This is a genomic window from Paenibacillus sp. FSL R10-2748, assembly GCF_038005565.1.
Classification (GTDB): domain Bacteria; phylum Bacillota; class Bacilli; order Paenibacillales; family Paenibacillaceae; genus Paenibacillus; species Paenibacillus polymyxa_B.
The window spans coordinates 35,411-58,360 of record NZ_JBBOTK010000010.1 but is presented as its reverse complement, the minus strand read 5'-3'; the positions used below and the strand labels follow the sequence as shown (position 1 = coordinate 58,360).

The window sequence follows — 22,950 nt, the reverse complement described above, 5'->3', positions numbered from 1 at the left end:
ATTATATCATCGTGTCTGTTTTATATGCAATATAAAAGAACCTGATAAAACTATCCAGGTTCTTTTTTGATTTTCCGCTATCATTAGTCACATCAAAAACCATGGCTCGAGCCGAACTCAGTTACTGCATAGTTCCCTATCGCTCCTACGTAGCCTAAGGAAACCCTGAAGTTGCGTCGGGTTCTTATTGAGCTAACCTGCCCGTTAGTTCAGCGAACGAAGCGCGTATAGTGAACCTCTTATATTTTTTTTCGGGCATGTTCATCTTTGCACTTGGGAAAATGGGAAAGCATGAAAGTTTCTATAATTCACTTCATCTCACATGTGATTCTATAGGCTCTTCTTTATGATAACTAAAAAGAAGATAATTTATTTCATTCTCTATTCCTGGCTTACACTTACTGTGAAACACTGTGATATGTATTAATATATCCAGGATATGTTTGTTCCAATTGCCAAATTTACTTTCACTTACGTTTGTTATAAGCCCGCGTCAACTAGCTCTGCAAAAGTCGGTACAGCAGCGCCTCTCTCTTATTCTCAAACGTTCGCTGTATCTCCAGAAATTCAGGTACCTCCGACAGCCGGGAGGGTCTGTACCCGGGGCCGCCGCAGCCGCAGGAGTGGTAAGCGTACCCTTGTTGATATAGTAGCTCCACCTTTTTCCACTGCTTAATATCCGTTTGCTTCGGGGCCTGAAACATGTATACAAGGCTGCAAACTCCTGTGAGGATTCCTCCAGTTTGACCACCGCCTGACGGTAAATAACAATGCTCACGAGCAAAAATGGAATGACACAGGCCGGCACGTTTCCGCCCATAAATTTGCTGCAGTCTCGCGTTTATTACTCGCTCTATCACCGACATATTCAACTTGTAGAACAGCCTCCATGAATTACCCACTACTTTAAAATTCATACATGTTAATTTGAGCTAGCTGCCTTATTTCTTGATATAATCAGCGAACTTCCGGAGAAAATCGAGCGAATGGATATCCTCTCTGAGATGATGATGAACCAGATCATCCATTTTGGTTGTTTCCTTATTCAGCATGTATTCAAGCATAGCTTGGTGCTCATGCCAGATGCCCATCAGCTTCCCTGTTTCCAGCATATGCAGCTTGCGATATCTGATATAGTGAACATTCGACTGCTGAATGAGCTGCCAAAGAAACCCCCGTCCCACCAATTGGAACATGGTTTGGTGAAACTGATCATCCAGACTGAGAAATTGATCCGTAGCATGATCTTCTTCAATCACAGCTCTCTGTCTGTCTAGAATATCACTCAACTTCTGTACATCGCTTAATGTAATTTGCGAAGAAAGCTCCTTCATAATCTCCTTTTCCAATGCGCTTCTTAAGTAAATAATTTGTTCAACGGACTCTAGATCAATATAGGACACAATGTTCCCCTTCTTGGGATAAATATCAATGTAGGACTCAAGCGCAAGCCACTTCAATACATCGCGTAGCGGAGTTCTGGACAGCTGGAAGCGTTCTGACAAGGTCGTCTCACTGAGAAGAGTACCCGGCTTTAAGGTCAGTGACAAAATATCTTTTTTCAACAGTTGCATGATTTCTTCTTTTGTAAACATATCATTCCTACCTTTACTTTATAAATCTAGTTATATTATAAAGCATTTTGAGCTGACGAACCCCTCTGAAATTATCATTGACAAGAACAAACCCTATAATTTATGATCAACTCAATCTTGTATACAAGACAAACGAAATACAATCAGGGAGGGTATCGTTATGAATATGACCTGGAGATGGTATGGTGAAAACAACGACAATATTACACTGGATCATATCCGACAAATTCCGGGAGTTATGGGCATTGTCTGGTCTTTACATGATAAGGTAGCCGGTGAAGTATGGGAAATGGAGCGAATTCAGGAGGTAGCTGATCAGATTACGAGCAAGGGCTTTAGTACGGCGGTCGTAGAAAGTGTAAATGTCCACGATGATATCAAAATCGGCCTGCCATCCCGCGATCAATATATTGACATTTATATCGACACCATTCGAAAATTAGCCAAAGTGGGAGTCAAGGTGATTTGCTATAACTTTATGCCTGTCTTTGACTGGACAAGAACGGAACTGTATAAGGAACTGCCTGACGGGTCCAACGCCCTCTTTTATGAAAAGGCTGCCATTACCGATGATCCACGCCAAATGGTGGATCGGATTCTCGAGGGAGCCGGAAAGTTCACCATGCCTGGCTGGGAACCGGAGCGGTTGGCGAGACTGGATGAACTTTTTGCTGCTTACGCGGATGTCACAGAAGACAAGTTGTTTGGCAACCTGAAGTATTTTCTTGAGCGCATCATCCCGGTCTGCGAGGAGGTTGACATCAAGATGGCCATTCATCCTGATGATCCGGCATGGCCCATCTTCGGATTGCCGAGAATTGTCCGTAGTCGTGAGACCATCCAGCGCATCCTAGATGCAGTGAACAGCCCATATAATGGTCTAACCTTCTGCACAGGCTCACTGGGGAGCAATCCTGAGAATGATTTGCCAGCCATGATTCGGGAGTTTCATGATCGTATTCATTTTGCTCATATTCGTAATGTCAAGGTGTTTGAGAATGGTGACTTTATTGAAGTGTCACACCGCGGCAAGGACGGAAGCGTCGATGTTCCGGAAGTAGTTAGAGCTTATCACGAGAACGGCTATCAGGGATATGTACGCCCGGATCACGGCAGACATCTATGGGGGGAAGAAAAGAATTGTCGTCCAGGCTACGGTTTGTATGACCGTGCACTGGGAGTTATGTACTTGCTGGGTGTCTGGGATAGTCTCGCTCAAGGCAAAGGAGTGAAATAAATGCTCCAACTTGACCGGAAAGGCCTTTCAGACAAGGCGGCCTGGAAAGAAGCAGACATCGAGCTGCCAAAATATGATCTGGAGCTTGTAGCCAATAACACCCGAGTTAGACCACAATGGGTGCATTTCGGCGCAGGCAATATTTTTCGAGGGTTGATAGCCAACGCGCAGCAACAACTGCTGAATAAATTGAAAGCGGATACAGGTATTGTTGCAACCGAAGCCTTTGATTTTGAAATGATCGACAAAGTCTATAAGCCTTACGACAATCTAACCTTACTGGTGTTGATGAGTGCAGACGGAAGATTTCACAAGAGCGTGGTCGCAAGCATCGTTGAGGGACTCGCAGCAGAGCAAAATCGTCCAGACGATTACCTCCGTCTGATTGAAATATTTGAGAATCCGTCCCTGCAGATGGCCAGCTTTACTGTCACGGAAAAAGGATACGCCCTGACCGGGCCCGACGGCAAGTATCTGGCTGTTGTGGAGAGGGATTTGACGAATGGTCCTGAACAGCCAGTGCATGTGATGAGCATAGCTACTTCGCTTGCCTATCGGCGTTACCTGAAGGGGCGGCATCCAATGACCTTTGTAAGCATGGATAATTGCTCCCATAACGGCGATCTGTTAAAGGATAGTATGATTGCTATCGCCAAGGAGTGGACCCGCAGAGGCCTGGTAGAGGAAGGATTTGCAGACTATCTGCAGAATGAGGAGAAAATAACCTTCCCCCTGACCATGATTGACAAAATCACCCCCCGCCCTTCCTTGCAAGTACAGTCTGCTCTTCGGGAGCTGGGGTTAGCCGACATGGAGATGATCGTTACCTCAAGGCATACGTATACGGCTCCCTTTGTCAATGCTGAGATTAGCGAGTATTTGGTCATTGAAGACAAGTTTACGAACGGGAGACCCGCACTGGAGGAAGCTGGCATCATCTTCACGAATCGGGATACGGTGGACAAAGTGGAAAAGATGAAAGTCACTACCTGTCTCAATCCGCTGCATACAGCGCTGGCCCTAGCTGGGTGTCTGCTTGGGTATGAGCTTATTGCAGATGAAATGAGGGATCACACATTGCGTCGTCTGGTGGAAACCATTGGCTACAAGGAAGGTTTGCCTGTTGTAGTTGATCCCGGTATTATCCAACCGCAACCATTTATTGACGAGGTATTGCAGGAACGCTTCGCCAATCCCTATATTCCGGATACGCCTCAGCGGATTGCCACAGATACCTCTCAAAAGATGAGCATCCGTTTTGGTGAAACCATAAAGTCTTATGCTAGCACAGCAGGACTTGATCCTGCGAACTTGACTGCTATTCCCTTGACCATTGCGATCTGGTGTCGCTATTTGCTGGGAGTGGATGATCAAGGAGCACCCTTCACACTCAGCCCGGACCCATTACTGGATTCATTGCAGGGATATTTGCAGAACACGAAGCTGGGCGATCAGACCTCCGAGATTCGCTGCCTCCTCGAGGATGACAAACTGTTCGGTGTCCGATTATATGAGATTGGTCTGGGCGACAAGATTGAAGCCATGTTTCATGAGATGCTGGCAGGTCCTGGTGCAGTCCGAAGCACGATAGAGAAGTATGTGAACTAGAACTTACATTAATGCAATCCCCCTGCCAGAAACTTTGGTCAGGGGGATTGCGTTAATGAGAACCAATTCTTTAAATAATCAACATCCACATGACTAAGTATCTGTTCTTCTCCCCTTTTTTGGATTCACAAAGTAATATTAAATCCCGTGTCGCTTCACCTGTTGTTACGTTTCCAGCAATAATCGTTTATTTAGGTCATCTCGGAACGGCGTTTGTAATATTAGATGTGCTTACTTCGGCCTACAGTATAATTTGTTTATTCTCAGAACACGCAAGCAACATCACATAAGTTGCTTATTATTTAGAAGGTCACAATTACTTTGCCTTGGGAGTGGCCCGTCGACACTTTAATCAGCGCCTTGTTAATGTCACCAAACGTATAAGTTGAATCTATAGAGGGCTTTATATTTTCTTTTTCAACAAGTTTAGTGATTTCTTGTAATTGACTTCCATTGGCTTGCACAAATAAAAAGCGATATTCATTTTGATTCTTACGTGCTAAAGAATCTAAGCGAGCACCCACTAGACCAAACAATGCTTTTTTCCACAACGGAAAATGATTGTCAACCGCAAAGCGATAATTAGGTCCGGCTTTCAATGATACCAATTTCCCTTGTGGTTTTAAAATGCCCAGTTCAGCTTTGATCTCTTTGGCACCCAAGGTGTCGATCACATAATCGATATCGGACAGTATGTTAGCATAATTCTCTGCCTTATAATTTATGAATTGATCAGCCCCGATCGACAGTGTACGTGATCTGCCTCTTTCACTTCCACTTGTAATAACATGTAATCCCATTGATTTGGCAATGGGAATTGCCATAGCGCCAAATCCTCCGGTTCCTCCAGGAATGAATAGCTTTCTATTCGGCTGGGCATGGAGTACATCGTGCAATGCTTGATAAGCAGTCAAGGCAGTAAGGGGTACCGCAGCAGCTTCAATAAAAGATAGATTTTCAGGTATGATGGATAAAGCCTCTTCATTTACGGCCGCATACTCAGCAAAAGCACCGATTTTATTAAGCGGCAACCTCGTATAAACAGGGTCACCAACCTTAAAATTCAAAACATCATCACCAACGGCTTCAATAATGCCCGATAGTTCATTCCCTAAAGTTAATGGCAACTTATAGTCAGCAATCATCCGAACACTGCCATTCAGATTAAGAATGTCCAGTGGATTTACACCTGCAGCTTTTACTTTGACAAGAACCTCATGGCTATTGATCTGTGGTATGTTAACATCATTTAATTCCACTTGGATTTTTTTTGAATATTTCTGTATTTGTGCTGCTCTCATGATTCATCCTCTTCCTTTGCTAATTTTGGGGTAGCACACCATGAATGCAATCACTAGTTACGAGTGTAGGTGGATCAAAATAAATATTTAGTTCTTGGCTAATAAAATCAAGGTAGAGTAGATAAATCATGGCGTACAACTTTCAGTCGCACGCCATGATTTACCATATTCACTATTGTTACCCCTCTTGGGATTCTAATTCTTCCATCGTAGGATAATCCGTGTAACCTTTGCTTCCCAGACCAAAGAATGTTGTCGGATCTGCTTCGTTCAACGGCGCACCTTTTTGAAGTCGTTCCACTAAATCCGGATTGGCTAATGACCACACACCAACAGGCACCAGATCAGCAAGGCCACGATCTATATCCACGCTAAGATCCTCCAGAGCTCGTCCAGCACGATTGACTAACAAAGGATTCGTCCAGATTGAACGAATGTCTTGGAGCAGTTTTTCATTTCCAAGATGCATGACATGAAGGTAAGCTAAATCCAATTTAGCTAATTCTTTTACAAGATAACGATAAAGTTCAGGACCTTGTTCACCATCTTGAATCCCACCAAGAGGTGTCCCTGGCGAGATACGGAAGCCTGTTCTTTCTGCTCCAATTTCTTCGACTATGGCTTTCGTTACTTCAATCGCGAAGCGAGCACGATTTTCTATAGATCCCCCATATTCATCCGTCCGTGTATTCGAATTTTCTCCAATAAATTGATTAATCAGATAGCCATTTGCTCCATGAATTTCAACGCCATCCGCACCTGCTTTAATAGCCGCTACTGCTGCTTTCCGGAAATCAGCAATGGTCGTTTGAATGTCCTCTTCACTTAACTCACGAGGAACGGGAATGTCCTGCATACCTTTAGCAGTAAACATTTCTACACCGGGCGCGATTGCAGATGGCGCAACAGGTTGGCGATGATGTGGTGTATTATCAGGGTGCGACATGCGACCAGCATGCATTAATTGGATATACATATATCCACCTGCTTTATGCACTGCATCTGTAACCTTTTTCCATCCTTCGATATGTTTATCCGTATAGATCCCAGGTGACCATAAGTAACCTTGCCCATCATCAGAAGGCTGTACACCCTCAGTAATAATGAGTCCCATTGACGCTCGTTGAGCATAATAAAGGGAAGTTAGCTCTCCCGGTGTACCATCTTCTTGCGATCTACTACGTGTCATTGGTGCCATTGCTAAACGATGAGGTAATTCCATTGTTCCAATGTTTGTTTTACTCCACAATTTTTTCATTCGGATACTCTCCTCTTTTAATGTATTCAAGGATATATGAATTGAATTTAAAATTCTGAAATGATTGGATAGATTTGGCCTCTCAGGTTGAAATCATAGTTCTGGTCTACAATCCCTACCACCTCGTTGCTATCATAAAGATCCAACATGAAGTCCGCCATTTGTTTGGCAGTGTGGTACTTAGGCATGTTTGCTTTGTAATCAAATTCTTCAGTATCTAATGATTTCTTAACGAATTCCGTTTCTGTTATAGCTGGTGCTAAAACCTTAGCTTTTAGTTTTGCACCTTTCATTTCTAGTTCTTTTGCAAGCCCTTCTGTGAAGGCACTAACGTAATATTTAGATGCAGAATAAGCAACACTCCCAACAGCAATGGCATATCCGAGTGCGGATGAGACGTTAATTAACTGAGTTCCTTCTACATCAGCATAATCTCGCACATATAGTGTAGAAAGGATCGTCAAGGATTCGATGTTAACACGTAACATAGTTTCAACTTTATCTAAATTCTGTTCTGCTACAAAAGAAGCTTCACCGAGCCCCGCATTGTTAATCCAGGTCTCAATTTGGTATTCCTTTAAATTGTTATATAGTGTGTAGGCCTGATCTGTAACAGACAGATCACTTGTATGAACAATAACATTTACAGTAGGATCAATATCCTGAATTGCTGATTTAAGTTCTTCTAATTTATCCAATCTTCTAGCTACCAAGATTAAGTTTTTGCCACGTGCAGCAAAGCCCAATGCCGTTTCATATCCAATCCCTGAGCTTGCTCCTGTGATAACTGTATACTTCATAATATTCTCTCCTTCATAACATGCAGATTAGTATAAATGAGTTTTAAAGACGATTTTAGAACGATCATTCTTATTGGAATAAAAAACAGTTAGATCTAACTTGCTATTAGCATATCAATTTTAGAACGAACAGTAAAGAATTTTTTTGTGGCTAAGAATTTTAATTTTGGAGCGGTATTCTTTGACTTGTGTGAGGCATGAGATACAAGTTCTTTCTTTCGTTAGAGGGACAAGAAAAAACTTGTATCAAGGAAACAAACAGTCCTCCATTTAGGTGGCTCCTTTTGCCTGTCATGCTGTAATTCCACTTTTAATCCAAAGCGGTCAGTGTCATATCAATAATATTCTTTAATTTTTGCTGATCCGTTGTTGTCTTAACCAACGTACGTAGCCCCAACCACGCATTCATTAAATAATGAGAAATAACTACAGGATCCAAGTCATTCTTGAACTCACCCGATTGTTGACCCTTCAGAACAAGGTTAGTCAAGAGTTCCTCAGTTCGCGAATAACTCTCATCAACTAAGGATGCAACTTCTGGATCCAACACGCCGAGTTCCACGCCTGAATTCACGAGAAAACACCCTAGAGGTTCTCCTTCATTTCTTACTGTCGCCTCAAACAACTCCCGAATTAATTCTTTGATCGGTTTTTGTTTTTCAATCAGAAACCTCATTTTGCTGGTCTGCTTCGTTTCATATCGTTCGAGAGCTTTCATAAATAAGGCATGCTTATCCCCAAAGGTATCATAGATACTTCTTCGGTGAATGCCCATAAACTCAACCAAATCTTGCATTGAGGTTTTCTCATATCCTTGTGCCCAAAATAGGTGTATTGCTTTATCTAATACTTCATTAACTTCAAATTCTTTTGATCTTGCCATCGTCATCACCTCGAATAATCATTATACAATTTAGTGAAGGATCGGCAAACTAGATTTAAAATAAGTGAATACATTACAGGTATGAGGTCTGTCTTACATATTTAACCCAGGATTCTTCGTTTGTCTGCTTGTAACCAATCAGGCGTCCATCCTTTTTCCAGGGCATCCAGGGTTACTCCTGGCGGAACGATAGCATCTATCGCATCCAGGATATCAGTGCTTAATCGGATGTCGCTGCCTTTTAACGTTTCACGAAGTTGCTCAATTGTTCTTGCCCCCACTATAGCAGAAGTAATTGACGAATGAGCTTGTGTAAATGCCATGGCAAGATGAGGCAAAGTTAATCCTGCTTCACCTGCAAGGGTTTGGAGCTTAGCAACGGCTTCGAACTTGATGCGATTTTCTTCTCGATTCGGATCTACAACAGTTGAAAGTTTCCCTAGAGAACTTGCTGCTCTTGAATCTGGGGCAACAGCTTCTCCCGAGCGGTATTTTCCCGTTAGTAGACCACCCGAAAGTGGGCTCCAAACCATTACACCCATTCCGTATTTAGCGGTTGCAGCAAGCAAATCGAATTCGATACTTCGATTCAATATGGAATACGGGGCTTGCTCGGATACAAAGCGTGCGGTATTTTTGCGTTCGCTAGTCCATTGTGCTTCGGTCACTTGCCATGCCTGAAAATTGGATGTACCAATATAGCGAATCTTCCCTTCACGAACCAGGTCCGTAAGTGCGTCAAGACTCTCTTCAATGTCAGTATGGAGATCCGGCTGATGTAGTTGATACAAATCGATATAATCCGTTTGCAACCTTCTCAAGCTACCCTCTACTGCACGCTTAATCCAATATTTCGAGTTACCGGATTGATTAAGCCCACTGCCCATGGGCATTCCGCCTTTCGTGGCCAGAATAACATCCTGTCTGCGTCCTTTTAGGATTTGACCTAGAATTTCTTCGGATTGACCACTTGAATAGACATCCGCTGTATCGATCAGATTAATGCCTCCAGCCAAAGCCTCATCCAACATGACTGCAGCTTCTTTCTCCGTATTGTTCCCCCAAAAACCAAAAGTACCTGTACCTAATACAAAACTGCTTATTTTAAGGCCTGTATTTCCTAACACACGATATTCCATGTCAATCCATCCCTTCTCCATCTTTTAAAATAAGAATGATCATTCTAATATGCGTAGAAGAGCTCCACGGCAAGATCTCACACCACTCCTCATAACTCTTGGCTTCTTATCCGTGTATTCCTCCCACGCCAACAATATAACATATTTAGAACGATCGGTAAAGAATGATTTTATGACCGAAATTAAGATCAGGTCTTTTGGGAGCATAATCCGACCACGCCAGAGATGATCGATGAAGAATGCAAATTGAATGGCTGTCTGTATGACGGCGATCCGGAAAATGTAGCGGAGAAAATGTTCTTCGTTCGATCTAACTGTTCGCCACTAAGGCAGTCCCAATTGTGCGTAAAGAAAATCCGTTTCAGTTCATCATATTTTCGATTATTGACTCCTCGTCAGTTTAAAGCTAGGTTACCAAGTGAACCCTCTCATTACCGGTGAATGCACACGTGAGCTTTTCTTATCCGACGTACCTATGACGGTTACTTTGCTTTGTCTTTCCTCTTTTAGTCTTTGCTCTATAATCCTTTATGAAAGGACTTCCACAACTTCTCGCTCTGTCAAATTTCCCGAAATTTGAACTGAGAAGACTCCAAAGCCGCGGTCAAAACGGAGCTGGAGTCTTCTTTTCAATAGAAATGAACATTCAAAGCGGAATGTAAAAAAACAAAAACTGACTTTTGGGACATGCCCTCCAGTCTTGTAATTTTTGAATGCTGCCGACTAGCACTAGGCTGACCTTTGTTTACGTATCTAACGTGTACAAAGGCAGGTTTTCCGGTAAAGCCGCTGGACGCAGACATGTGCTTTGCATTGGATAGAAGGTCTGCTGATCGGAGGAATCGTGGAACGCCCACATCGCCTCCAGCACATGATAGGCCAATTCACCACTGGCGCGGTGAGGCCGTCCGCTGCGGATAGCGTAGGCCATATCGGCAACACCGATGCCCCTTGTGTTCTCCTGGTAGCCCGACAACAGCGGAACGTCTGTCCATTCTTGCCCGCCTAGCACCCTATAGCGAACTGGCCCTCCGAACGTGTTCGGGTCAGGCACCTGTAACGTGCCATGAGTGCCGTATACCTCGATCGGTGGCAGAGTGCTTCCACCAAAGATGTCAAAGCTGGTAATTAGCGTGCCGACAGCCCCCTGCTTGAAGCGCAGCAATCCGGCCACATGGGTCGGTATATCGACCGGGATGGTCTGGCCTCTCTTTTTCTCGCTCGTAATCATTCGTTGATCCATCGCCTTGCTTGTCATGCCTGAAATGGTAGCAATCGGACCCAGCAATTGCACCAGAGCCGTCAAATAATAGGGGCCCATATCAAACATTGGACCGCCGCCGACTGCATAATAAAATTCAGGATCAGGATGCCAATGTTCATGTCCACGGCTCATCATGAAAGCCGTAGCGGCTACCGGACTCCCAATGACTCCGTCTTCAATCAGCTTCAATGATGTCTGTATACCGGAACCGAAGAAGGTCTCCGGTGCGCAGCCGACAAGCAGTCCCATTTGATGAGCAAGATCCAAGACAGCCTGCCCTTGCTCACGGGTGACGGCAAGTGGCTTCTCCACATAAACATGCTTGCCTGCCTCAAGAGCTCTGAGACAAACGTCAGCGTGAACGCCCGGAATGGTCAAATTAATAATGAGTTCGATCTCCGGATCAGCCAAAATCTCTTCTACCGAATATACATTCGGAATGTTAAACGCTACCGCCTGCTCCTCTGCCCGACCTTGGTCCAGATCCGCTACTGCGTAAAGCTCCAGAATGTCGAAACGATGGCAATTTTTCATGTAAATTCCGCTAATTTTACCACACCCGATAATGCCTACTTTCATTTTGTTCATGCCTGGACTCCCTTCTTCTTCAGAAAAAATGGATAATGGCATTCTTTTATTTCATCGGATACTATTAGAGACTGGCAATACGAATTCAATCAGGACATCATTGCATAAGGGCACACGCCTAACGGTATTACTGTCCGTGTTGTCTGTTCTCCTTCTGTGCTCTGTCCCTTTCTGACCATGGTGAGTTCAGGTGGTCAAACTCTTTGCCAGAGGTACTACCAATTCATCCGATCCACGCTAACGCTGCTGGTTGTCTGTCATGCCTGTATAAGCCTCTGCCAGCGAGCTGCCCTGGGTGGCCACCGCCTGTTTGCCTGCGGCTGCCCACAGAAACCCGCTGCGCATCATCTCGGTCACTTGAGGCATATCTATGATTTCTGCGTGATGGCCCAGCGAATTGTAGAAGACGCGTCCGTTCCCCCAGCGCTTCGTCCATACAACAGGCATATCCACTGGCCCATTGGCTGAATGGGGACCTGGTACGACCGGGAAGCGTGTGGTTGCCAGCACTTCAACTGCCGGGTCTACGTGGAGGTAATACTGCTCGCTTTTGACCTGAAAATCCTCAATGTGCTCTAGAAGTGGACTGGAGCCGCGCTTCATGTTCACCATGTACTCCACCCCGTCATTGCCGGGATGCGCAACCCATTGCCCGCCTGTCATGAACTGCCAATCCACGTTGTTCCGGAAGGCATCACACATGCCGCCATGGCAGCCTGTGAGACCTACGCCGCTTTGAACGGCTGCTGAGACATTATTGACTAGTTCCTGCTCAATCTGTCCCATGGTCCACATTGGAACGATTAAGTCCAGGTCAAGCAGTTTCTCTGCATCCTGGTAGGCTTCAAGGGTATTAGACACCTCCACCTCGAACTGCTCTTCCTTCAAAATTCGTTCAAAAATGGCCGCCACCTGCTCCGGCTCATGTCCGTTCCATCCACCCCATACAATCAGTGCCTTGCGCATCTGTAACCACTCACCTTTCGGAATGTATTGTTATACTACATTTCTTCAATGGATACCCAGCGGCGTTCCTCTATGGATCGTTCTACCGCTTCAAGCACAGCCTGACAAGCGACACCGTCGTGGAAGTTCGGCGAAGGTTGTCGTCCTTCGGAGATGGCCCTCAACATCTCAAGCATCTCGTGGGTGAAGGTATGCTCGAATCCAATTGTATGTCCTGCAGGCCACCAGGCTTCAGAGTACTTATGTGCCGGATCGGTGGCGAGTACGCGGCGAAAGCCCTGAACGTCCTCCTTATCCTGTGTGAAATACACTTCCAGTTCGTTCATTCGTTCAAAGTCAAACCGCACGCTGCCTAGGCTACCGTTGATCTCGAATGAATTTGTGCTCCGATGTCCGGCAGCAAAACGTGTGGCCTCGAAGCTGCCCAGCGCACCTCCGGCGAAGCGTGCCAGGAACAGCGTGGCATCATCGACTGTCACTTCTCCCATCGGTGCATTTGCCTCTGTGCTCCTTTTGGAGCTCAACCCGCTCATCTCCAAAGCCAACGGGCGCTGTTTGATGAATGTCTCGCTCATGCCGATCACTTCATGGAACTCGCCGACCAAGAAGCGAGCGAGATCAATCAGATGGGCGCCAAGATCACCATGAGAGCCAGAACCGGCCACTTCTTTTTGCAGCCGCCATACCAGCGGGAAGGACGGGTCCATGATCCAGTCTTGAAGGAAGAAAGCACGGAAATGATAAATTTTGCCTAGGCGACCGCTCTCGACTAGCTGCTTTGCCAGCTGGACAGCCGGAGAAAAGCGGTAGTTGAAGCCTACCATATGTCTGACCCCTGCTTCCTCTGCTACCTGCAGCATGTCACGGGAATCCGCCAGCGAGAGCGCAAGCGGCTTCTCACAGAACAGATGCTTGCCCTGGAGGGCAGCCTCAACGACAATTTCCTTATGGGCATTACTCGGGGCGTTAATATCAATGAGATCAATATCGTTACGTTTCACTAGATCACGCCAATCCGTAACACTTTCGGTCCAGCCGAACTGGCGGGCAGCCGCCTGAACCCCCTGCGCGTTGCGTCCACAGATAACGGACATCTCTGGCTGCAGCGGGGCATCTGGGAAGAACATGGGTAGACTACGGTAAGCGTTGCTGTGAGCCTTGCCCATAAATTTGTAGCCAACCATTCCGATACGAAGACGATTAGACATGTCGTGATCCTCCTTATGGGTCTGATTTTCAACGAGTTTTTGACGATTGGTGTTATGGACGAATGGATGACGCCCTGATAATCAGCTCTGTGGACAGGAGTTCTCTTATCGAGTCGGACCCGGTCAGTTCCAGGGCTGGAATAAGGTCCAGAGAATCGGGTATAAGCTTCGAGGCTGCAAGCTCTCCCATCTCATAAAAAGGAACGCGGACACTGCTTAGCGGCGGAACAGCCATCTCAGCCGCATCCGAATCGTCATAGCCTACAAACGCTGGGAACCGGTCAACTGGCAGTCCGCGCTCACGGAGACCCTGCATTACCCCGAGGGCCATCCGGTCGTTCGCCGCAAATACGGCATCAATATCATTCAATTTGTCTGCTATTGTGGCTGAGGCTTCGAGCCCGCTTCGACGGCTGTAGTTACCTTCCAGAAGCAGATCGTGGTCATATTCAATACCGGCCTCCTGAAGCGCGGTACGGTAACCCTTCATTCGCTCAGTACTATTGGAATAGATATCCGGGCCGTTGAGAAAGGCAATCCGTTTGTATCCCTGCTCGATGAGGTGACTTACAGCCGCTCGGCTGCCTTCTACATGGTCTGCATCCACTTCACAGAACGATTGCCCTTCAAAATGGTGATTCATGACGCAGAATGGACGCCCTTCTTCCTGAAGTCTCTTTAGAGCTTCCACCTCATCGTGGTCATCCCTGGCTCCAAGGATGATACAGGTATCGATCCTTTGCTGGCGGAAAAGACTACTGTAATCAATCCGTTCCCCCGGCTTCCGGAACAATAGAAGCAGATCGAGTCCGCTGTCTCTGGCCTTGTTTCCGATACCGCTCAGCATCTCAGAGAAAAAATAGGCTGAGAACAGGTGCGCCTTCGGGACATAAGGCATAACCACACCAAGATGGCCACTCTTGCTTCGGGCAAAGTTACGGGCCAGCGCACTAGGAACATATCCAAGCTGATTAGCTGCGTCCAGAACCCTTCTCCGCGTATCCTCTTTGATAGGACCTACTGCATTTAAGACCCGGGATACCGTCGCTTCAGACACGCCGGAAAGTTCTGCTACTTCCTTGCGCGAAACGATATTACCCACCTCCAAATCATTTTATGTACGCGCGTACATTTTCTCATGCAGCCATACCTCTGTCAATCCCAAAAAGCGTGCTTCAAAGATGAATAAGCTCATTTCTCTACTAAAAGGACATTGTCTCGCGATTCCTGCTTGCCAGCAGATTGAACGGAATATCCCAGCCCCAGCAGTCGGTGCCGCGAACAAATAAATGTTTATTAACTATTGCGCTAACGGATACGAAAGTTCAATAAAATAGCGGCAGTTCTAGGACTTTATTTCCTCGTCCATGACTGCCGCTATTTCGATTTTTGGGATGATTTTAATGCTATTTTACCAGCAGCGAGTTAATGAACATTGGACTTATACTCACCCCGCCTCACAAGGCGGGACAGAATTTTAATATTGCGGAGAAATACGATTTCTCATCTAATTATTTACTTTAACAAAAGAGATTTCCTCATGATTGGGATATGACTTGAAGAATTAGATCAAAGACCCGTTCTTCTCTCCAGTTCCTCCGTATATCTGGCGCCCATCAAAGTGATCTGCGAGGCTGCGCTGTTAATATTGCGCACATCTTCGGATGTGAGCTTAATGTCCACTGCGCCTAGATTTTCTTCCAGACGGCTTAATTTCCGTGTGCCCGGGATCGGAACGATCCACGACTTCTGGGCTAGCAGCCAGGCGAGTGCGATTTGGGCTGGCGTTGCTTTTAACTGCTCAGCCATCTCTTTAAGCAGGTCGACCAACACCTGATTGGCCTCCAGCGCTTCTGGAGTAAAACGTGGAAGAATACTGCGCAAATCGTCATGGTTGAATGTCGTGTTTGCGTTAAAACTTCCCGTCAGGTAGCCCTTGCCCAAAGGACTGAACGGAACGAAGCCAATACCGAGCTCTTCTAGGGCAGGGAGGAGTTCCTCTTCGGGGCGTCTCCACCACAGGGAATATTCGCTCTGAATTGCAGTGAGTGGCTGAACCGCGTGTGCACGACGAATGGTCTTCACTCCTGCTTCAGACAATCCCCAGTGCTTCACCTTTCCTTCCCGGATCAGATCTTGCACAGCTCCCGCTACCTCTTCGATCGGCACATCTGGATCGACTCGGTGCTGATAGTACAGGTCGATGGCTTCAATCTTGAGCCGTCTAAGCGATTCTTCGGCAACTTTCTTGATATGCTCAGGGCGACTGTTCATTCCGGACTGCTTGCCATCCTGGATATTGAAGCCGAACTTCGTGGCAATCACGACTTGATCTCGAACAGGAAGAAGAGCTTCGCCCAAGAGTTCTTCATTCGTGTAGGGTCCGTATACTTCGGCGGTATCAAAGAAAGTCACGCCGCGCTCGACTGCTTTCCGAATGACCGAGATCATTTCCTTTTGGTCCGAAGCCGGCCCATAACCGTAACTCATTCCCATGCATCCAAGTCCGATTGCGGAAACTTCCAGACCGCTATTTCCCAATTTACGCTTTTCCAACATACCTCTTCCTTTCTTAATATCATTTTTTCTTTATCCAGTAGGAGGGTGGGTAATGATAAATGTTCATTATTTTTCTTTAGTTAATTGGCTTACGATCCTATCAAGAGAACTATTATATAATTTTTTGAAACATTCATGCTCTTCAAACTCTATTAATGTGATAAGCCTTTGAACCAATAAGTTCCTAAACCAACGATTCAAATAATTCATCTCCTCCCTTTTTTAAACTTGTTCTTTGATAATGTCGTTATGCTTGCGGTAGTTTAGAGGCTTCTGTCACTTCATCCGCTTCAGCTGTTACATTGTTCTCCCCCTTGCTTGATTCTGTGAGCTTAGTCTTATTATGCCGAACAGAAAAAGCGAAGTGATATCTCATTCGTCTTAAATGATTGCCCAATCCTATTACGGCTACTGTTGCTACAGGCGGATAAGTCTTATAATGGGACCAGACAAACCTGCAAGGAGGATTGAATGTCCGAGAACCTTATTCGACAGCAACAGGAGCTTACCGAATTAATCGAGCGTCACTCGCTTCAGAATAGCGCCAAGGAAACGGCGATCCCTTCCCTATTTTTCTATCAGCATTCCAGCATAACTGAGCCCGCTTATCGGGTTTACAAGCCTTCTTTTTGTGTTGTCGTTCAAGGTCTGAAAGAAATTTTGCTGGCACAGGAGAGATTTGAATATGGACCGTCCAATTATCTGATCGCTTCCATGAATCTGCCTGTGATCGGTCAAATTATAAAAGCGTCTGCTGACTCTCCTTACCTGAGTCTCAAGCTCGAATTTACACAGAACCAGATCCTTGAAGTGCTGAACGATTGTGATATTAAGGTCACGTCAAAAGATAATGCCAAGCGTGCCCTGTTCGTCGGCTGGATGGAATCGTCCATTCAGGACGCCGTGCTCAGGCTTGCCCGTCTGCTGGACACCCCGGGAGAAATCCCATTTCTCGCCCCGCTTTACACGAGGGAGATTCTGTACAGGCTGCTGCAGGGGCCCTATGGAGTCGAATTGGCTCAGATTGCAGTCGAAGGAAGCAGCACCTATCGGATCCGGGAAGCTATCGACCATATTGTCCGAAATTGGGACCAGTCTTTTCGGATCGAAGATCTTGCAGACACCGCCAGCATGAGTGTTTCTTCGTTCCATCGGCATTTTAAAGAGGTAACCGCCATGAGCCCAATTCAGTTCCAAAAACAGCTGAGACTTCAGGAAGCTCGCCGCATCTTATTGGCTGAATCGGCGGACGCCGCAGACGTCGCTTTCAGGGTCGGTTACGAGAGTTCCTCCCAATTCAGCCGCGAATACTCCCGCATGTTCGGTGCTCCTCCGAGAGCGGACATCAAGCGATTGAAGGAAAAATACGACCAGGTCATGAATGACTAAGTATCTAGACTGATCGGCGAAGAAGCAAAAAGGACGACCTTAGGCCGTCTCTTTTTCGGTATGATACGTTTAACTTCCAGCGTCATTTCCTATAAAACGAGGACACCACCGACTTCCCCAACATCATTTAGGCGGTCTTCGGTCTTCAAGCCCAGTTCGGCAGTAGCGTCTCGCCCCGGTCTGTAGAAGGCGCGGGAGTCACCGAAAGTCTGGAAATCTCATCGCGCCACTCTGGAGTCATCTCTACATCGACAGCGCCCAGTGAGTCTTCCAGCTGCGCGAGGTTTCTTGCGCCAATAATTGGCGCCGTGATCATAGGATTGGACATCGCCCAGGCTACCGCAAGCGTCGAGGGCTTCACGCCTCGTTCTGCTGCATGTGCAGTAAAGCGGTCGGCGACGGCAAAATTCATTTCATCCGCATAGCGGTCCGTATACCGCTGCTCTTCGACCAGCCGTCCTTGCTCCGGTCGTTTGTTCGTTCCGTATTTGCCCGTAAGAATCCCGGCTCCCAGAGGGCTGTACGAAATGACCCCAATCTGCTCGGAAGCGGCAAGAGGCAGGATTTCTACCTCAGCCTGACGTTTGACCAGGTTGTACATCGGCTGGATCAATTCAAAGCGCGCCAGCTCCTCCCTGGCAGAGATGCCGACCGCTTTGGCAATCTGCCAGGCCGACCAGTTGCTCACCGCTGGGTAAAGGATTTTGCCCTGCGCTTGAAGATCGTCGAGTGCACGAAGCGTCTCCTCCATTGGTGTATTTTCGTCGAACATATGCACGAAGTAGAAGTCGATGCGGTCCGTCTTCAGGCGTCGCAGACTGTTTTCCACTTCAAGCATGATATGACGACGGGAAAGCCCCCTAGCATTCACGTCCTGTCCCATCGGATAGAAAACTTTGGTGCTCAGTACAATCTCATTCCGACAGTCCTCGATGCACTCGCCTAGAATTTCTTCGGAGCGACCCTGGCTGTACACGTTTGCTGTATCGAAAAAGTTAATGCCAGCTTCGCGGGAGCGGTTGAACATTTTTTTGGATGTTTCTTCATCGGCATTTCCGCCGAAGGACATCGTGCCAAAACATAAATTTGAAACCTTGATTCCTGTTTTTCCTACTGTACGATAATTCATCGTCATTCCTCCTGCTGTTGACTTACGCCTGTTGTGTGGTAGGGCGAATAATCATTTCATTGATCGCAACATCTCCTGGCTCTTCAATCGCAAAAGCAATCGCACGTGCGATACTTTCCGCTTTAATCGCTCCTTGATATAACTCGTCGTAGGCTTGTTTTAACTCTGCATCCGTGATTCCCTCCGTCAATTCAGTGCTGACAGCTCCTGGAGAGATATTCGTTGTACGAATCTGGGTACCACTGATCGCCTCTTCTTGACGTAAACCTTCCGTAATCGCCCTTACGGCATGTTTGGTCGCGCAATATACAGTGCCGCCGGGGTAGACATTATGTCCGGCAATAGAAGACAGATTAATGATATGGCCAGATTTCTGTTCCCGCATCGCAGGCAGAACAGCAGCAATCCCGTACAAAAGGCCCTTGATATTAATATCAATCATCATATCCCATTCATTAATTTTCTTCTTAAAGAGAAACGATTGCGGCATGACTCCGGCATTATTGATAAGTACGTCGATTTTCCCAAACTCTTGAAGTGCATACGAAGCCAACTCCTCCACTTGTTCATGCGATGTCACATCGGTTACTTTGTAGATGGCTGTACCCCCGCTTTGTTCAACTTCTTCTTGCAGCTTTTGTAAACGGTCTTCACGGCGAGCCGCCAGCACAAGCTTCGCACCTTTAGATGCCAGTTCTTTGGCCGCTGCCTCTCCGATTCCGCTGGAAGCACCTGTAATAATAACGACTTTATCTTGAATATTGGACATAGAGAATGAACATCCTTTCGAGACTTAGTTTTCTTTTGCGAATAGTTCTTTGGCCACTGTAATAGCGGACATCGCCTTCGGCCAGCCCGCATAAAAGGCAAGATGGGTAATGACTTCGATCAGTTCCTCTTCCGTCAGGCCGTTGTCTTTGGCTTTACCCAAATGAAAGCCCAGTTGTTCGGAATTCCCTCCGGTGATCAAGCTTGCTACGGTAATGAGGCTGCGGTCGCGTGGGGCCAGCTCTTTGCGTTCCCAAACGTCCCCAAAAAGCACCTTGTCGGTCAGCACGACGATCTTTGGTGAGAAGTCCCCAATCGTTCGCTGTGCAGCCGTAAGTTTTTGAGTATCTGACATGTGATATCTCCTCTTTCTTTGCATTGATCCTTCATATAAATGCATCTATAATTGAAAAAGATACATTATTGAACTTGTGTCTATTATTATAAGCTGATACAGAATGCTTGCAATTGTTAAATACGCTTGATTTGTTCATTAATAGACATATAAGTTAAAACAGTCAATTATCATTTAGAAGTTTAGGGGTTGAACACAGTGAAAGTGGACAGGAGAATACTCAAAACACAGGAAGCCTTGAAGAAAGCATTAACGGAGTTGATGGCCGAAAAGAGTTTCGACCATATTACGATTCAGGATCTATCCGACAAAGCGAATGTAAGCCGGGGAACCATCTATCTTCATTACGTGGACAAATATGATTTGCTGGATAAGCTGATCGCCGCACACATCAATGAACTTCGAAGATTATGTATTGAATCGGCTCATTTGAGCTTTACAGAGGCCGAAATTGTTTGGTTTGAATATTTTGAGGCTAACTATTTATTTTTCTCCACGATGCTGGTGAGCAAAGGCGCCCCTTACTTCCGCACTCAGTTTCTTGAATTTATGATCGATGAACTTCGGGAAGAGGTCGACATGAATGAAGCAAGAAATCGGGGACTAAACGAAGAAGTGGTTGTCCGTTATGCAGCGTCCGCTGTGGTAGGGATTATGGAGTGGTGGTTTTTGAATGATAAACCTCTCCCTCCTGTCGAGATGGCAGAGCAAATAGGCATGCTGTTGGACCGGAAATTGTGAATCTGATAAAAAAGAGTAGCAGACATATGTCTGCTACTCTCAAAATGGTTTATCAGGGCCAAATACAAGATTGGCGGACTGCTTGGCTTTCTCAATGACATTCATGACCTTCTCGCTATGTTCAAGCATATCTGAGGCTTTTTCCAAATCTTTTTCCTCGATGATGCGGTCAAACTCAACGAATTCGTCATACATTCGATGCGAATGATCTTTTAGGTCCACCCGAATTGGCGTTTCCTTATTCGCAGTGTAATCAAAGCAGTCGCATATATTAGCTGAACTTGCCATGTGTAAATAGCCCTTATTGCCTTGAATGTTCACGGCATTGGGGGCCGTACTATCTTTTGAACCTATGCAGACACACTTGAAATCACCGTAATCAAGCAGCAGCATACCTGAAGTATCAATTCCACGCTCCATGTTCGCCCAATACTCCACTTTCTTTGGGCTACCGAAGAATCCAACAACAAAATGAATATTATATAAATTAATATCCATCAAGGCTCCACCAGACATTTCCGGATTAAACGCAGGCTGGATTATTCCCGCTTTGAAAGCTTCATATCGAGATGAGTATTGAGAATAGTTGCATTCAACTATTTTGATCTCACCAAGTTTAGGTAGATACTCCTTCATTGACAAATAATTTTTCAAATATTGATTCGTTATGGCTTCCACCAATACCAGTTTTCTTTGCTTAGCAATTTCTTTTAGCTCTAGAAATTCTTGCAAATTGGAAGTAAACGGCTTCTCACAAATGACATGTTTACCACTCAATAATGCTTCTTTGGCATATGAATAATGAAGATGATTAGGCAACCCGATATAAACTGTATCCACATCACGGTTCATCAGCATTTCGCTGTAATCCGAATAAATCTGAGATATTCCATATTTATTTTTCAAATCCAGTAATTTCTCCTGGTGGCTAGGTCTAGAACAAATGCCCTTTAATAAAATGGTCGGGATTTCCTGAATAAAGCTCAATAGATCCCCTACGATCATCCCTGCTCCGACAATTCCCAACTTCATTTTAGTTGCACTCCTCTATACCTTTTTCAAGTATTTCCATACAAATTATCGTTTCTTCGTCTTTAATCACTTTTTCTTTACCAAATACGATCGACTGATAAATATCGTCATACACTCGGGCATAGTCTCCCTTTTCAGAAACGACTTTTTCTTCATGATACTCGCCTTTATCATCCAAATATGTTAAGATGCCGTAATCCTCGGGCAGGTCGATGCCGAAATCGGCGTGTCCCTTAGGCAGATAGTATAATTTCAGATGCTCCTCCTGACGATCCTTCGTTTGCTTTATAAAAACGCCTTTTTTGCCGTATACAACAAAACTCGGCCGCTCTTTTAAGCGAAAAAAGCTGGATTTGATGGATACCTTGAGCGAGGGATAATAAAAATCCAGATCAAAGTAATCATTCATTCTCCCAGAACCCAGCAATTGACGAACATCGTAACGAATTGTGTCCGGCTTCCCAAAATAGGAAAGAACCTGGTCAATGGTATGAACGCCATGTCCGTATAGGTAACTGTTATACTTGGAAAAATGAGAAGTGGAGTTCGGGATCTCAGGGCGATAATAATCGTAATGCATCTCCACTTCCAGCAAATCTCCAAGTTTTCCTGATTCAATAATCTTCTGGGTAGTGAGGAAATCCGAGTCGTAACGTCTATTCTGATAGCATTGTACAACCAGATTTTTCTCTTTAGCATATTGGAAGATCGACATGGCTTCTTCTTTGGTTAACGTAAAAGGTTTCTCAACAAGTACATTTTTCCCGTGGTCAAGCGCCATTTTCGCATAGTCGTAGTGGGATTCTACAGGTGTACAGATAACAATCAACTGAATCTCCTTATCGTTCATTAGAGATTCAATATTATCTGTATACTGCACGTCAGGGACTTTTTTCCACTCCCCTTTATCTGGATTACGTGTGTATATCGTCTTCACTTTCAAATCAGCTCTGTTCAATGAAAAAGGAAGATGATAACGGTTCGTGCTTTTCCCATTTCCAATATAACCGATGGTAAGCATATTATTTCCCCCTTAGGCTCTTTTTCATTTATTATAGAAGAAGAATGTTGATCGTAAAGGATTTGCCGCCAAAATGGTACATTCAACCGATTATTTGTCAACATGGCGG

At 45.5% G+C, this 22,950-nt stretch carries 21 protein-coding genes; 4 read left to right on the top strand and 17 right to left on the bottom strand.

Features of this window, described 5'->3' with window-relative positions:
- Window positions 1-497: 497 nt before the first annotated feature.
- Window positions 498-872 carry a hypothetical protein gene (locus tag NSS66_RS23585; protein WP_226887811.1) on the bottom strand — a complete coding sequence of 125 codons (375 nt, stop codon included), beginning with the start codon at window positions 870-872 and terminating at the stop codon, window positions 498-500.
- A gap of 69 nt (window positions 873-941) precedes the next feature.
- Window positions 942-1,595, bottom strand: a complete 654-nt coding sequence (locus NSS66_RS23580) for a GntR family transcriptional regulator (protein WP_028541608.1) — start codon at window positions 1,593-1,595, stop codon at window positions 942-944.
- A gap of 160 nt (window positions 1,596-1,755) precedes the next feature.
- On the opposite strand from NSS66_RS23580, the gene uxuA reads away from it, so the two are divergent.
- Both uxuA and NSS66_RS23570 read left to right on the top strand, forming a co-directional pair.
- Entirely contained in the window at window positions 1,756-2,832 is a 1,077-nt protein-coding gene (gene uxuA / locus NSS66_RS23575) for a mannonate dehydratase (protein WP_053325518.1), read from the top strand.
- Window positions 2,833-4,440, top strand: a complete 1,608-nt coding sequence (locus NSS66_RS23570) for a mannitol dehydrogenase family protein (RefSeq protein WP_053325519.1) — start codon at window positions 2,833-2,835, stop codon at window positions 4,438-4,440.
- 302 nt (window positions 4,441-4,742) lie between these two features.
- Here the strand turns inward: NSS66_RS23570 and NSS66_RS23565 are convergent, their stop codons facing one another.
- The 10 genes from NSS66_RS23565 to NSS66_RS23520 all read right to left on the bottom strand — a co-directional run bounded on the left by NSS66_RS23565 (window position 4,743) and on the right by NSS66_RS23520 (window position 16,403).
- A complete protein-coding gene (locus tag NSS66_RS23565) occupies window positions 4,743-5,741 on the bottom strand; it encodes an NADP-dependent oxidoreductase (RefSeq protein ID WP_075154237.1) in 999 nt (332 codons plus the stop codon).
- A 178-nt stretch (window positions 5,742-5,919) separates the two neighbouring features.
- Entirely contained in the window at window positions 5,920-6,999 is a 1,080-nt protein-coding gene (locus tag NSS66_RS23560) for an alkene reductase (protein ID WP_075154238.1), read from the bottom strand.
- Between the two features lie 47 nt (window positions 7,000-7,046).
- The gene (locus tag NSS66_RS23555) at window positions 7,047-7,799 is read right to left on the bottom strand and encodes an SDR family NAD(P)-dependent oxidoreductase (protein WP_023988820.1); all 753 of its coding nucleotides are present in this window, start codon (window positions 7,797-7,799) and stop codon (window positions 7,047-7,049) included.
- A gap of 310 nt (window positions 7,800-8,109) precedes the next feature.
- On the bottom strand, window positions 8,110-8,682 hold the full coding sequence (locus NSS66_RS23550) for a TetR/AcrR family transcriptional regulator (protein WP_023988821.1): 573 nt from the start codon (window positions 8,680-8,682) through the stop codon (window positions 8,110-8,112).
- Window positions 8,683-8,783: 101 nt separating this feature from the next.
- Window positions 8,784-9,821 (bottom strand): aldo/keto reductase, encoded by a 1,038-nt coding sequence (locus NSS66_RS23545; protein WP_053325522.1) that lies wholly within the window; start codon window positions 9,819-9,821, stop codon window positions 8,784-8,786.
- Window positions 9,822-10,566: 745 nt separating this feature from the next.
- Window positions 10,567-11,673, bottom strand: a complete 1,107-nt coding sequence (locus tag NSS66_RS23540) for a Gfo/Idh/MocA family protein (RefSeq protein ID WP_340959904.1) — start codon at window positions 11,671-11,673, stop codon at window positions 10,567-10,569.
- Between the two features lie 237 nt (window positions 11,674-11,910).
- The gene (locus tag NSS66_RS23535) at window positions 11,911-12,639 is read right to left on the bottom strand and encodes a ThuA domain-containing protein (protein ID WP_028541614.1); all 729 of its coding nucleotides are present in this window, start codon (window positions 12,637-12,639) and stop codon (window positions 11,911-11,913) included.
- A 35-nt stretch (window positions 12,640-12,674) separates the two neighbouring features.
- Window positions 12,675-13,847: a Gfo/Idh/MocA family protein gene (locus tag NSS66_RS23530; RefSeq protein ID WP_075154240.1), complete on the bottom strand. Its 1,173-nt coding sequence runs from the start codon at window positions 13,845-13,847 to the stop codon at window positions 12,675-12,677.
- Between the two features lie 52 nt (window positions 13,848-13,899).
- Window positions 13,900-14,955: a LacI family DNA-binding transcriptional regulator gene (locus NSS66_RS23525; RefSeq protein ID WP_179085483.1), complete on the bottom strand. Its 1,056-nt coding sequence runs from the start codon at window positions 14,953-14,955 to the stop codon at window positions 13,900-13,902.
- Between the two features lie 461 nt (window positions 14,956-15,416).
- Entirely contained in the window at window positions 15,417-16,403 is a 987-nt protein-coding gene (locus NSS66_RS23520; protein WP_193217084.1) for an aldo/keto reductase, read from the bottom strand.
- 474 nt (window positions 16,404-16,877) lie between these two features.
- On the opposite strand from NSS66_RS23520, the gene NSS66_RS23515 reads away from it, so the two are divergent.
- Complete coding sequence (locus NSS66_RS23515; protein ID WP_075154242.1) at window positions 16,878-17,795, top strand: AraC family transcriptional regulator; 918 nt, start codon at window positions 16,878-16,880, stop codon at window positions 17,793-17,795.
- A gap of 145 nt (window positions 17,796-17,940) precedes the next feature.
- Here NSS66_RS23515 and NSS66_RS23510 read toward each other — a convergent pair whose 3' ends face one another.
- From NSS66_RS23510 to NSS66_RS23500, 3 genes are read right to left on the bottom strand one after another with little or no spacing between them, the layout of a single operon-like run.
- Entirely contained in the window at window positions 17,941-18,924 is a 984-nt protein-coding gene (locus NSS66_RS23510; protein ID WP_023988829.1) for an aldo/keto reductase, read from the bottom strand.
- A gap of 22 nt (window positions 18,925-18,946) precedes the next feature.
- Entirely contained in the window at window positions 18,947-19,693 is a 747-nt protein-coding gene (locus tag NSS66_RS23505; protein WP_025722787.1) for an SDR family oxidoreductase, read from the bottom strand.
- A 24-nt stretch (window positions 19,694-19,717) separates the two neighbouring features.
- Window positions 19,718-20,047: a carboxymuconolactone decarboxylase family protein gene (locus tag NSS66_RS23500; RefSeq protein ID WP_075154243.1), complete on the bottom strand. Its 330-nt coding sequence runs from the start codon at window positions 20,045-20,047 to the stop codon at window positions 19,718-19,720.
- Between the two features lie 198 nt (window positions 20,048-20,245).
- Between NSS66_RS23500 and NSS66_RS23495 the strand changes: the two genes are divergently transcribed.
- Window positions 20,246-20,788 (top strand): TetR/AcrR family transcriptional regulator, encoded by a 543-nt coding sequence (locus NSS66_RS23495; RefSeq protein WP_023988832.1) that lies wholly within the window; start codon window positions 20,246-20,248, stop codon window positions 20,786-20,788.
- A 39-nt stretch (window positions 20,789-20,827) separates the two neighbouring features.
- Here NSS66_RS23495 and NSS66_RS23490 read toward each other — a convergent pair whose 3' ends face one another.
- Both NSS66_RS23490 and NSS66_RS23485 read right to left on the bottom strand, forming a co-directional pair.
- On the bottom strand, window positions 20,828-21,820 hold the full coding sequence (locus NSS66_RS23490; RefSeq protein ID WP_340959899.1) for a Gfo/Idh/MocA family protein: 993 nt from the start codon (window positions 21,818-21,820) through the stop codon (window positions 20,828-20,830).
- Window position 21,821: 1 nt separating this feature from the next.
- On the bottom strand, window positions 21,822-22,841 hold the full coding sequence (locus NSS66_RS23485) for a Gfo/Idh/MocA family oxidoreductase (protein ID WP_340959897.1): 1,020 nt from the start codon (window positions 22,839-22,841) through the stop codon (window positions 21,822-21,824).
- Between the last annotated feature and the right edge of the window lie 109 nt (window positions 22,842-22,950).

Coding starts and splice junctions, on each gene's coding strand:
- NSS66_RS23580 (WP_028541608.1), bottom strand. CDS start 1,595: ATGTTTACAAAAGAAGAAATCATGCAACTGTTGAAAAAAGATATTTTG.
- uxuA (WP_053325518.1), top strand. CDS start 1,756: ATGAATATGACCTGGAGATGGTATGGTGAAAACAACGACAATATTACA.
- NSS66_RS23570 (WP_053325519.1), top strand. CDS start 2,833: ATGCTCCAACTTGACCGGAAAGGCCTTTCAGACAAGGCGGCCTGGAAA.
- NSS66_RS23565 (WP_075154237.1), bottom strand. CDS start 5,741: ATGAGAGCAGCACAAATACAGAAATATTCAAAAAAAATCCAAGTGGAA.
- NSS66_RS23560 (WP_075154238.1), bottom strand. CDS start 6,999: ATGAAAAAATTGTGGAGTAAAACAAACATTGGAACAATGGAATTACCT.
- NSS66_RS23555 (WP_023988820.1), bottom strand. CDS start 7,799: ATGAAGTATACAGTTATCACAGGAGCAAGCTCAGGGATTGGATATGAA.
- NSS66_RS23550 (WP_023988821.1), bottom strand. CDS start 8,682: ATGGCAAGATCAAAAGAATTTGAAGTTAATGAAGTATTAGATAAAGCA.
- NSS66_RS23545 (WP_053325522.1), bottom strand. CDS start 9,821: ATGGAATATCGTGTGTTAGGAAATACAGGCCTTAAAATAAGCAGTTTT.
- NSS66_RS23540 (WP_340959904.1), bottom strand. CDS start 11,673: ATGAACAAAATGAAAGTAGGCATTATCGGGTGTGGTAAAATTAGCGGA.
- NSS66_RS23535 (WP_028541614.1), bottom strand. CDS start 12,639: ATGCGCAAGGCACTGATTGTATGGGGTGGATGGAACGGACATGAGCCG.
- NSS66_RS23530 (WP_075154240.1), bottom strand. CDS start 13,847: ATGTCTAATCGTCTTCGTATCGGAATGGTTGGCTACAAATTTATGGGC.
- NSS66_RS23515 (WP_075154242.1), top strand. CDS start 16,878: ATGTCCGAGAACCTTATTCGACAGCAACAGGAGCTTACCGAATTAATC.
- NSS66_RS23510 (WP_023988829.1), bottom strand. CDS start 18,924: ATGAATTATCGTACAGTAGGAAAAACAGGAATCAAGGTTTCAAATTTA.
- NSS66_RS23505 (WP_025722787.1), bottom strand. CDS start 19,693: ATGTCCAATATTCAAGATAAAGTCGTTATTATTACAGGTGCTTCCAGC.
- NSS66_RS23500 (WP_075154243.1), bottom strand. CDS start 20,047: ATGTCAGATACTCAAAAACTTACGGCTGCACAGCGAACGATTGGGGAC.
- NSS66_RS23490 (WP_340959899.1), bottom strand. CDS start 21,820: ATGAAGTTGGGAATTGTCGGAGCAGGGATGATCGTAGGGGATCTATTG.
- NSS66_RS23485 (WP_340959897.1), bottom strand. CDS start 22,841: ATGCTTACCATCGGTTATATTGGAAATGGGAAAAGCACGAACCGTTAT.